This is a genomic window from Rickettsiales endosymbiont of Peranema trichophorum (assembly GCF_004210275.1).
Taxonomy (GTDB): domain Bacteria; phylum Pseudomonadota; class Alphaproteobacteria; order Rickettsiales; family Midichloriaceae; genus RICK02.
Window position 1 is genome coordinate 1 of record NZ_SCFA01000042.1, and the last position, 12,042, is coordinate 12,042.

Annotated in this window: 4 protein-coding genes; all 4 read left to right on the forward strand. The window is 41.9% G+C overall.

The features are described 5' to 3' along the window. The coding region (locus tag EDM53_RS02080; protein WP_207215418.1) for a PD-(D/E)XK nuclease domain-containing protein at window positions 1–928 on the forward strand (928 nt) is incomplete at its 5' end. 136 nt (window positions 929–1,064) lie between these two features. Then, window positions 1,065–1,925 (forward strand): hypothetical protein, encoded by an 861-nt coding sequence (locus EDM53_RS02085; RefSeq protein ID WP_130121951.1) that lies wholly within the window; start codon window positions 1,065–1,067, stop codon window positions 1,923–1,925. Beyond that, the gene (locus EDM53_RS02090) at window positions 1,922–8,602 is read left to right on the forward strand and encodes a LysM peptidoglycan-binding domain-containing protein (protein ID WP_130121953.1); all 6,681 of its coding nucleotides are present in this window, start codon (window positions 1,922–1,924) and stop codon (window positions 8,600–8,602) included. Before EDM53_RS02085 ends, EDM53_RS02090 begins: the two co-directional genes overlap by 4 nt. Window positions 8,603–8,885: 283 nt before the next feature. Continuing rightward, window positions 8,886–10,880, forward strand: a complete 1,995-nt coding sequence (locus EDM53_RS02095; protein ID WP_130121955.1) for an OTU domain-containing protein — start codon at window positions 8,886–8,888, stop codon at window positions 10,878–10,880. Window positions 10,881–12,042: the final 1,162 nt, after the last annotated feature.

Genomic DNA, 12,042 nt, shown 5'->3' on the forward strand with positions numbered 1-12,042 from the left:
GGTTCTCAAACTGCTGGAAGAAACGAAGCAAGGAGTATCGCTTGATGCGATCAAGGAATGGTACAATGGTTATCAAACAGGGAGGCATGTATTGTACAATCCCTGGTCGATAATAAAGTGTTTAAAGAACCATGGGAAGTTAGAGACGTATTGGGTCAAGACATCAGGGAATGAGTTGATAGAAGAGCTCTTAAAGGATGCAAAGCCGGAAGTCAGAAAGGAATTTGAGGAGTTGTTGCAGGGGAAGATAATCACGCAAGTGCTGTCTGAGAATTTGGTGTTTCCCGACATAAAGAAGAAGCCGGAGGCTTTATGGAGCCTGTTACTGTATGCAGGATATCTGAAGGTGCTAAGTAGCAAGTTTATGGAGTATCATCTTGTATGTGAGATATCTGTACCGAACAAGGAAGTTGGAGGAGTATATAGTCAAATAGTATCTGAATGGTTTAGCGAGGCAGGAAGCATAGACTCATACAACAGCTTTGTGAGGAGCTTGATGGATGGAGATATGGAGAGGTTTGAGATGTATATCACAAGCTACATAATGCAAAGCGGTAGCTACTTTGACTTTAATAAGAACACACCTGAGCAAATATTTCATGTGTTTATATTAGGGCTAGTAGTGGGGTTAAGGGGAGAATACTACATACGCTCCAATCAAGAGTCGGGGCTTGGAAGGTTTGACGTAGTGATGTTGCCAAAGCAGAGTGGGAGAGCTGGCATCTTGCTGGAGTTCAAGGCAACAGATGACCCAAAGGAGTTGAAGGCAAAGGCAGAAGAAGGGTTAAAGCAAGTTAAGGACAAACAATACCTTGAGCTATTTAGACAGAACGGAGTGAATGAAGTACTGGCGATAGGGTTGGCGTTTTGCGGGAAGCAACTGTGTTTGGTGAATGAGAGGATTGCATTACAAGAAGAAGAAGGATGAAGCTACCAGTAGCAACTGCATAAGTACAGCAGAAAGCATCTACCTTAGTGGTGTGAGATTGTAATAGATCCTAAACATTACGGTTGCATTAATGTAGAGAGTCAAGTAGGGTCTCGAATAGCATTGTAAGCTTTGTATGGTTTATCCTGTTATGCATAGATTTTGGTTACGAGTTTTAGGGGTTACAGTATTACTGACAGTACTGGTGCTATTGGTACCTTCTGGCGCCCTAACCTTAGAGTTAAAACGTGAAGAAGACAAAGCTGAGTTGATCAAGAACATGTTTAAGGATAGGCAGATTGAACCAGGACATGCAGATGGCATGAGCAAGAAGGCAATAAAGCGCAGAGAGAGAATATTGCATGATTTTGTTACACAGAATGGCATAGAGCACATTGAGCCGATAGCAGTTGGTACGAGTATTGATGATCCAGAGATAGCAAAGTTTAACGTAGCATGCCCTGATAGAAAGCCTATTAACATGTATAAAACCACCGATATGGTTTGTGGTAAGTATACGCTCTGTGAGTTCAGTGAAGAGGAACTAGAGAATCCAGAGTGGGCATACATGGTAGATGAATATAGGTGCCAGGGTAATCTGAAGGTATTTAAATTTAATATGTATAACGTACCTGGTCGCAAGGATGACTATGTGCTTTATTGCGATGACCTAATCAGAATTCGCAATCGTGGTGAGGTTGTCGATGAATCAGACAAAAGAAATACGTACTATGGTATTGAGGGTACGTATCTGGTGTTTAGCCCTAGCAAGTGTCTATACAGTAAGGATATAGGGGGTGCTATGTATTCGCAACTGAAAGACTACATGTCAGGTGTTTTTAGATACAAGGGGAAATATCATTTTTATTCAATATATATGGATGAAGCAAGCGATTGGCGCGGTGAGGGACTAGCCCTGACCGTTTGGAGTAAGATTGGTATGAATAATGGATTTCGGTACGGTGGGCATTATTACAAGAAGGAGGTATATAAATGATAACAGAAAAGTTGTATAAGGAATACGTAGAACAGGTGAAAGGATTAGAGGGATTTAGGTCTACGGTATACCTTGACTCTAAGGGTGTACCGACCGTAGGGTACGGTTATGCTCTGATGGTGTACCACAGTGGTATAGAACCAAAATGGGTAGTAAGGAATCAGAAGGCATTAAGGAAAGTAGGTCTAAATCTGAAGGATGAAGAGTATAAGATAATTGAAAAATACGCTTATGCTAAAAGTAGCAATGAGCCGCTTGGTTCTCTGAGATCTCAGATTGAGAGTATTGGTATTCGTATTGATACCAATACTGCGGAAGGTCTGACACGTTCTGCTATAGATGAAGCGCATAATACGATCGTCAGTAGCATAGGTCAGAAGACATGGAATGGCTTAAGTCACGGTCAACAAATGGGAGTGATGGATCGGTGCTATCAACATGGCAATATCAAGCCTTTAGCAAAACACATAATCTCTGGCAACACTGCTAAGGTCGCGGAGACGATGCGTAACGATGTGGGCTACAAGGCAAGGGCAGAACATAGAGCATATTTGTACGAAAATGACAAAGTCCCCAAGTACGTCCACGTTGTACAGTCTGGGGAGAGCTTTGGTAAAATTGCAAGAAAACACAGTACCACGCAGGATAACCTAAAGAAGCTGAATCCTGGTATAGACGTAAACAGACTTCATGTTTGGCAACATGTGAATGTTAGGCAAGAGATAGGGAATTCGGCAGACATGATTAAGCCTGGTGAGGAGTTACGCGCACAGCGTACTGATGCTCATAATGTGTGGAATCGCGGTTACGATTGGACATGGTATAGCCCTCTATCGTGGATAGGTAAGGTTTGGAATGGGGCAAGTAGCGGTATAGTTGGTACGTACAGGTCATCCGAGATGCGGCATAGGATATTTGAGGACTATAGGCCAAAGTTTACAGAGTTCTCGTTATTCCCTTCTGTTGTAGATGGTTTGAGGTTTCATGAGACACCCCTTGTCAATGAGCCATCATGGTTATATCGGAGGCCTGGTACAGGAGAGGAGCCTGAGGGATACATTAAAAAAGTTTTGAAAGAGCTTGACTTGAAGGACAACATATTAAAGACGTTTCGAGAAGAGGCAAAACTATGCCTATTATCACTTTCATGTACTGAGACTGTCAGCACGTTGCTTGACACTGTGGCAAGGAAGTACTCTTATACGCCTTGGGCTATGTATGACAAAGTATCAGTTATTAAGGAGGCGCATGATATAGCGCAGGATGAGGCAGAATCAAGTGTGTGGATGTGGAGCATGTTGAAGAGTGCGACATTTGGAATGTGGACGAATACATTAAGAGAGGAATTAGGATATGCAGCATCACATGTTAGTCCACTAGTTCTTGATCTTAATGGAGACGGCGTGAAGTTAGTGCCGTACACACGTGGTGTGTATTTTGACATAGATAACGATGGTTTTGCAGAAAGAGTAGGGTGGTTATCGGAGCAGGATGGGCACCTTGCGAGGGATCTCAATAAAAATGGCAGGATCGATGATATTACGGAGTTATTTGGGGATGATCTAATCTCAGCCTTTTTTAAGTTATCGCTATCCGATAGCAATGGCGATAAGGTAATAGACGACCGAGATGAGGATTTCAAAGAGTTGTTGATATGGCAGGACAAGAACACCAACGGTTATAGTGAGGCAAAGGAGTTAAGAAGCTTGAAGGATATGGGGATCAAAAGCATATCGCTGCATACTGAGCCTGATAATAGGATTATAGAGGGCAATACGATTACATCAAAGTCTAATTTTACTTATACAGATGGCAGGCAAGGAGAGGTTGCTGATGTGCACTATCACAACGACGACATGGATTCATGGTATAAGGGGAAGGTAAGTGACTACAAGATGGATGAAGATAAGTATTTTGGAGAGATTGAGAGATTTCGCAAGGAGGTATTAGAGGAGTTATCGAGCAAAGTAGAGGAGCCGGGTGACACGGATAAAAGGTCTGATTGGGTCGCAGCAGTTATAGAAGAGATAGCGGTAAAGTACATCAATAGACATAAGGAACAGCATGCTTATGGATTACAGGAGGTTCTACAAAAACTAGAGACAAAGAATGTACAGGGGAGGTCTGAGTCTCTACAAGTTTGTAAGGAGGGTGCATCGAGGTTGGTGGAAGAGGTGAGCGAGGAACGTATTCAGAAACAGTATGAGATTGTCTCAAGGGTTTTAAACGCTACTATACAAAACAGGACAAATATTACGGCTCGTTATACGCAGGAGTACTTAAAAGCGAAGGATGAGTTGCTCAATGAGATTAACGATAAGCTAGCTCAGGAGAAGAAGGATATCAATGCTCAAAAAACACAGGAATACCAGGAGAAGCTCAAGGGCATTCTAGCGGGAATAAATGTGCAATCCAAACAGAAGGCAGAAGAACTCTATCAAAGTGTGCTAGGCGGTAGGCTGGCACACTCTGTATATGCACAAGTACTTGCGTCTCACAAAGCACATTTTGTGCAGGAATATGAGACACAGAAAAATACTTGGAAGGCGTTTTATGAAGGTGAAGCAACACGGGAGATTGGGAAAGCCGTAAAGAGATACAGTGAGGAGTATCAGAAGCAGCTTGCGATCGTTAAAGAGCGTTACACGAAAGGGGCGAGGGAGGAAGTGGATGCAGTAAATGGTAACTATACAAAATGGCGACTAACGGGACTTGAGCAGGAAAGTGAGGAGCTGAAGAATGCCACGGACAGTAAGTTGAGTCAGGTTTTGCATACGCACATGCACTCTTGTGTGAAGGAAAAGGAAGGTATTCGAGGTGTTTTGCATGATCAGTACTTGAAACACAAGGATGCTGGTAGTAGTGTTCTAGAGGGGTACAGTGTCTTAATTAAACAAGAGGCAAATAAGATATATCAATTTTTTACCACCAGGATTGCGCGATACCTTGAGGAATTGTATGAAGAGGAAAGTGGTTCGTATTTTTTCGGAAGTGGGAGACATGTGAGCATTGATACAGTCCCTGAATGGTTAGAAGATGAGTGTTTTAAGGAACGAGAGAGCGGTGCCAACAATGATGATATGGGGGTCAAGATTGATCCAGAAACGCTGTTTATGCCATTGATTAGGGGGTATGGAAAGATATCATCACTGCATATATCTATGACGCATAATCCAAGACTTAAGAAATTAGTATCGGATCTTATGGTATCAAAGTTATCAGAACTAAACAGTATTTATGATAGGGTGATAGAGATTTTGTATGAGTGGGCTGGTGTATCGGATATAGAAGAAGATGAAAGGGCTACAGCTGAGGGCATTAACATTGAAGCCAGGAAGGTTGCATTCGTTGAGAGATTTACAGGTCAAGATTTTAGGCAGTTAGGTGCTGCCAAGTTTGTGGGACAACATGCTTCAACGGCAGTACAAAAGGCTTATGATATTGGCTTAGTTAGGATCACGAAGAATTTACTGGTACAAGGACCATTTCTTGGTATTTTTCCAAATGCGGAGTACTCTTTTATTGACGACAGTATCAAGTTGAATGCTTCTCTTACAGAGATAATATGTGCTTCAAAAGAATTAGCACTGCGGTACGATTTAGGGCATGATTTCTGGATACAACTAAGCTACATATTGTCCCAAAGCCTTGGTGAGCTGGATGTAGATCTAAGAGAGTTGAAGAGTAGGCTGTCAGAAGCGGCTGGGGAAGAAATGTTTGTTGATTCAGAGGACGTTGGGTTAGTAGGGAACGAGAGCGATAACATTATCAAGGGTAGTTTGGGTAGTGATTATATCAAGGGTCTAGGAGGACATGATAAGCTGTACGGTAAAGAGCGCTCCGATCATTTAGATGGCGGAGAAGGTAGCGATGAGTTGTTTGGAGGACAGGGAATTGATCGCCTGTATGGGGGCGGGGGTAATGACAAAGTGTACGGAGGCGATGGTCGTGATTTTATATATGGAGAGGGAGGTAACGACCAGCTTTATGGTGAAGATGGGGATGATCATATAGAAGGTGGATCTGGTGGTGATACCATGGATGGTGGAGCTGGCGTTAACACATTGTCCTATGGTACATCACCAATTGGTGTACACGTTAGCTTATTGAGTGGTGTGCAAGAGCAACAAGAGAAGGTAGAAGGTCGAGAGGATCACGCAAGTGGCGATGTGTTTAGGAACTTTCAAAATTTAGGGGGCTCTGAATATAATGACCATTTGCTAGGAGACGCAGATGCTAACCACATTAACGGTGAAGGAGGTGATGATACTATAGAAGGCCTAGGTGGAAACGACCGGTTATTTGGTGCTACTGGTAATGACAGGTTGCTGGGAGGTGAGGGAGACGATGTGCTAAGTGGTTTTGATGGTCCAGACCACATGGATGGAGGTGAGGGTAGGGATACTGCACATTATAATCATCCATATTCAACTGTGGGTGTGGTAGTAGATTTGTCAAGGCAGAGAGGAACTGGTGGTTATGCACACGAAGATAGTTATATTTCTATAGAGAACGTGATCGGTTCCAAGTATCGTGACGTGATACAGGGCGATGCCGGTAACAATGTACTGCAAGGGATGGAAGGTGATGATGATATCAAAGGAGCTGATGGTGATGATGTGATTTATGGAGGTAGAGGCTTTGACAAGTTACTAGGGGAAGAAGGAAATGACGAGATTTTACTAACAGGAGACGGAGACCACGCTGTTGGAGGTGCAGGTAAGGATAGCGTTTCATATAGATTAGCAAGTAAGGGGGTGACGCTGAACTTGCGCCAAGGTATAGGTAGCACACACGGTGTACATCAAGATAAGCTCGAAGAATTTGAAAATGTTGTTGGTTCTCAATTTGATGATAATATTGAAGGAGATGCTCAAGCCAATGTGTTATACGGTGGTAAAGGGGATGACGCATTAAAAGGAGGATGCGGTGCAGACACGATTAGTGGTGGAGAGGGCAAAGACAAGATAAATGGAGAGGAAGGAGATGACATCATATTGGGTGACGAAGGAGAAGATGAAATAGATGGAGGTGCAGGTATAGACATAGTTGATTATTCGAAGGAATTGGCAAGTGGTATTAAAGTTGATCTTGTATTTGGCAGGGTATCCGGTGGGATTGGACAGAACGATAGACTGAAGAATATAGAGGGTGTGATCGGTACGAAGTTTAATGATGTACTCATAGGGGGCGATGGTAACGATTTGCTTTTTGGTGGTGATGGTGACGATGAGATAAGAGGAGGTAAAGGAAACGATCAATTATCTGGAGGCACTGGGAAGAATACCATAGATGGAGGTGAGGGTAATGATCTTTGTTCATACGCTAGCTCACAAGAGGGTATCAACGTCAATCTGTCGGAGGGCAAAGGTTTTAAAAAGGGCATATATGAGGATATCTATACTGATATCGAGGGTATTATAGGCTCAAGGTACAATGACAGGATTATTGGAGATGATAACTCTAATCAACTATTTGGTGGTGATGGAGATGATTATATCAATGGAGGAGGTTGGAGCGATAAGATATCTGGTGGTAAAGGTAATAACGTACTGGATGGTGGTACAGGTAGGGATGAATTTTTCGTTGCAGAGGGTTCCAACGAGGTAGATGGAGGCGACGGTAATGACACTGCCAATTACGTAGAGTACAGGAGAGAGGAATTTACAGATGTTCATGGGTCAGAATTTGCAATAAGGTTGAGGCCTAATTTATTGCCTCAGTACGTTGGACAGGCCTTTAGTACTCCACCAGTGTCTAATATTCCTGGATTGGTTATCAACCTGGTATCTGGTAAAGTTGTGAAACCTATGGGTTTAAAGGATATGCTAAGTAATATCGAAAACGTTATAGGCAGTCACTTTAATGATACGCTTATTGGTGACGATACTGGTAATGATCTGGATGGAGGTAATGGCAGCGACACGATATATGGAGGTGGCGGCGATGACAGGATAACATGCGGATGGGGCATGAGTAGCTTATACGGTGGAGACGGCAATGATTATTTTATGCTAAAAGGGTTTACAGCAGGCATAGAAGGTGGGGAAGGTAGAGATTTGGCGGATTTTATGAATATACCAATATCAGTTGATGTGAATTTGAAGGAAGGGTACGTGCTATATAATGACATAGCTGTGATTAGGTCTAGAATTGTGGGGATAGAAGGTATCATGGGTAGTCGATTGAACGATACCATACGTGATGATGACGGTGACAACATAATAGCAGGTGGTTCAGGTGATGATAAGATTTATGTGACAATGGGTAAGGATTCTGTGAACGGTCAGGAAGGAAATGACACAATATATGTAGGAGGTAATGGTAGCAAAGAGATATGGGGCGGTAGTTTTGATGCTGACACGTTTGTAATAACGAAAGATTTTAAAGCGCAGGACAGGATTTCTAGTGTTATAGTGGATTTTGATGCAGGTGCTGGAGGTGACAAAATTGATTTAAGAGAATTTGGGCATTTGAAAACTATGGAGGATTTACGGTTGGAAGAGTTTACACATGATGGTAAGGGCTTTATAGTAGCCTCATTGTCCCATGAGAGTTGGATAAGCCTGTATGGTGTTGATATCAACAAATTAACTAATGAGAATTTTATTTTTGCAAGTGATGGGTTAAAAGGAGAATATAGTGAGTATTGGTATGAAGCAGGTGCGTCTCACTAGCTGTAAAGCAATACTCGGCTGATTTGGAAGTAGAGAGTCCGTCCAGTGGATTCTAGTTTGAAGTGCAACAAGAACTCACGAATTAGATTTTGATCTCAGCTGCTGACTTTTGTTGAGTCGCACGCTATTACCATGAGAGTCTTTTTTTATTTGACTATGACACTCTATAGATTTATAGAACGACATGTCACTGCTAGCAAAAATTATGCGGCGATTGTGCTACCACTATTCAAGTTCAGCATTGATGCTAATATAATAATAAAAGCCAAATTAGAGAGTTGCAATGCGCAAGTTCCAGAAAGAGACTAATAAGAATGAAGGGTCTTCTAATGAATTCGGTCAACAAGATTCGCTGGCTCCGGAAATGGGACCAGATGAAGGTGGTAATTTTGAACAGGATGCAACACCTGCAGACAGCCACCAACGAGAAACTGAAGAGGCTTATGCCTCTGACTCCAGTGAATATTCATTACTAAGTCATGATTGTAGTTCTGGTGATGAAGTAATATTGGGTCCAAGTTTTAACGTTCCGCATAATGGGCAGTACATACCCGGGAACAGGATCCATAAGCAATTAGCCTGGTACCAGAACAATTACAGAGAAAAATTTTACGAGGCTCATAATGGAGAGCCGCGGTTTGGTAGTAAGCCGTTTCCAGAGCATTATAAGAGCATTAAAGACGAGATTACAAAGAAACAGAATGTCGCACGTGCCGCTAAAGAAGCAACAAGGCAATCTGGCCATAAAGAGGAGTTTAATGAGATTGACAAACTTAACAAATGTATCGGAACCCCTTATATATTGACTATAGCAACAAAACCTGGCGAGACACAGACTGTATATCCCAATTTCGGGTTAGCTAAATTGGGATATGTGAGAGGTGATAAGATGCGTTCTAAGTTTTTGGTAGTACGTACGAAGGATAATAATGATCGAAGTCATTCTGAGTCGCAAATTTTCAGAAAAGCAGCAGAAGAGATCTCAAAAAGTCATTCCGATGCTGAATTATTCGTATTGGACCTTCATACTACCATAAGTATGTGTAGAGAGAATCCAAATGATCAGCCATGCACTCACAAGTCTGTTGAATTTATTAAAAAGGTGAATGAATGTGGGAAACAGGTTCTAGTAAGAGTGAGTTATAATTTTCATTGTGACCGTACAAGTGCAGCACAAGATGATACTTTCCCTAATGATCAGGCTTTCGACTACGAAAAAGCATACCAACAGCAGATCGAAATACCGCATCTTCCAGCAATCAGTAAAAGCTTCAAAGTAGAAAGCGTTGTGATTAGTGGTGGTTATGCTGCATCTAAGACACAAGCGGCTGCTGTGGCGGAAGTTGATAAAAACGAAAAGCTGCTACTGGTGCTGCAAAAAGCACTGCAGAAGACTTCTATGATCAATTCTCATCAAAACATAGAAGAAATGACAATACCAGAAGGCTTTGCGGACGTTGATAGAGATGGTTGGTGTTTCTATCATGCAATTGCTCAACAAATAAGTGGTGATAACCTATACACAGCTCAAGGGTTGCACGACCTAGCGATCAATGAAATATTGTCGAATTGTGAGTATTACCAGGACTATGTACGAGGTTTAGATTGCAATGGTCTACATTTCAATGATCTACATGGCTATTTGAATCATCATATCCAGCATGGTTCCTGGGCTGATGCTCTTATAATAAATGCAATGGCAAATGCGCTTTCTATGAACATAACAGTACAGATGTTCTACATGAATGGGAGTGCTCAAATAGATCCACAAGGGTCTCCAATCGTAATACAATTTGCACCTAACAGTATACAGGCAGTGGAGGCATTGACTATAGGAAATATTGCAGATTCACACTTTGTATCTTCTCAACAGGGGAGCGTCCAAGTGGAACAACATGAAATACTCCAAAGCTCTTATAATCAACAACAAGAAGAAAAGAAGTATACACCCAAGCAAGCTGCATTTTCAGATGGCTGCAAACCAGGTGAAGCAAAGCGGGATGATGATACTGATGATCATGAAGGTCCTCCTTCTCCTCGTGCAGTGGTTACACCTAACGCATATACATCAACAATCCGATTGCCACAATCAAGCCACACTCCAGGTTATACTAAGGATGCTGGGCAAGAAGCATACTACAGCAGCCAAAGGAATAGCCCATCTGATATACCTTACGATGAATATATTGATCGCACAAAAATAATGGATGGGGAAGATTTGTTGTATACTCCGGCTCTCTATATGCAATATCAGTCACTAGAAGCATGTTTGAGTTAAATTAGGGGAGGACATAGGATTGGGAAAAAATAGTACGCTAAGTGGTCCGTGCGTCAGAAGTGATGGAGAAGAGAAGCAATGAGGGATTGAGTTGATAAAATGGATTGAAAATCCATAAGAAAATGGTATGAATATGTCATAAAGCTTATGGATTTTACATATCAGATATGCCAATAGAAAACAAAGTCTCTGTAACGACCAGCAATCGAAAATGGTCGGACCTGCAAAGGGAGTGTTGTTATAGGGTATCGTGGAGGTGCGACACGAAGTGGTTAAAAGGAGTTGTGGCCCATAAGGGAACCACCATCCATGCTACTGGATGAACCTACCGCTCTGAACAAAGAGCGAGCGGGACAATGTAGCGAAATGTAAGCGATTACATGGGGCAGAAAGCGCGAGTAATCTACCCTCCTGCTAACTATAATGCAGGTAAGCGCTAGGCAAGTTAATAGGCTGAAGGTATCTGAACCTGTGAATGAAGGACCGTTATACCCGAAGATGGTAAATAGTTGATACCATCTAATTGGAAATAGGAAAGAGATTTCTCCACTACTCTTTCGTAGCCAAAGCAATATTTCCCGGTCTATAGCAGGCAGCTAAGTTAACTACATACTTGGTTTAAATTACAGAAACGTGGATTTGGCGAACTGGAAGGGGTAAAATTGTAGGAATTAGCGTGATTTGGAAAAAATAGCTTACCACTAATTATTGTATGTGATGTACTGTGGTCCGCGTGGAATCTGGAGTTGAAGTTGGATTGCGAAAGTAAACTGTTCGTATAACAAGTGCTGCATGTTATAAGCAACATATAGTCGTCGTATAATTGTGTTATTAGTGATATATATACTTTATCAAAATCTAATCGTATAACATTTGTGATTGAAATAAAGCAAATTAAGCAATACATTGCCGATCAAAAGGCAGCAGATAAATCTCCTGCTACATTGACAAGTTACCGCAGTGATCTTGTCCAGTTTGCTGTCTGGTTTGAAAGGGTTAACAATATGAGTATGAATTTAGGGTGTCGTGGAGAAACGTCCGTAAATACACGCTAAGGAGTTTGGACCAGTGCTAAGGTATTATGCTTTTAAAAGATATTGGTTGAGGTATTATACATATCGTGGTACCTGTCTCTGGGGATGCTACCTACTCATACAATTCT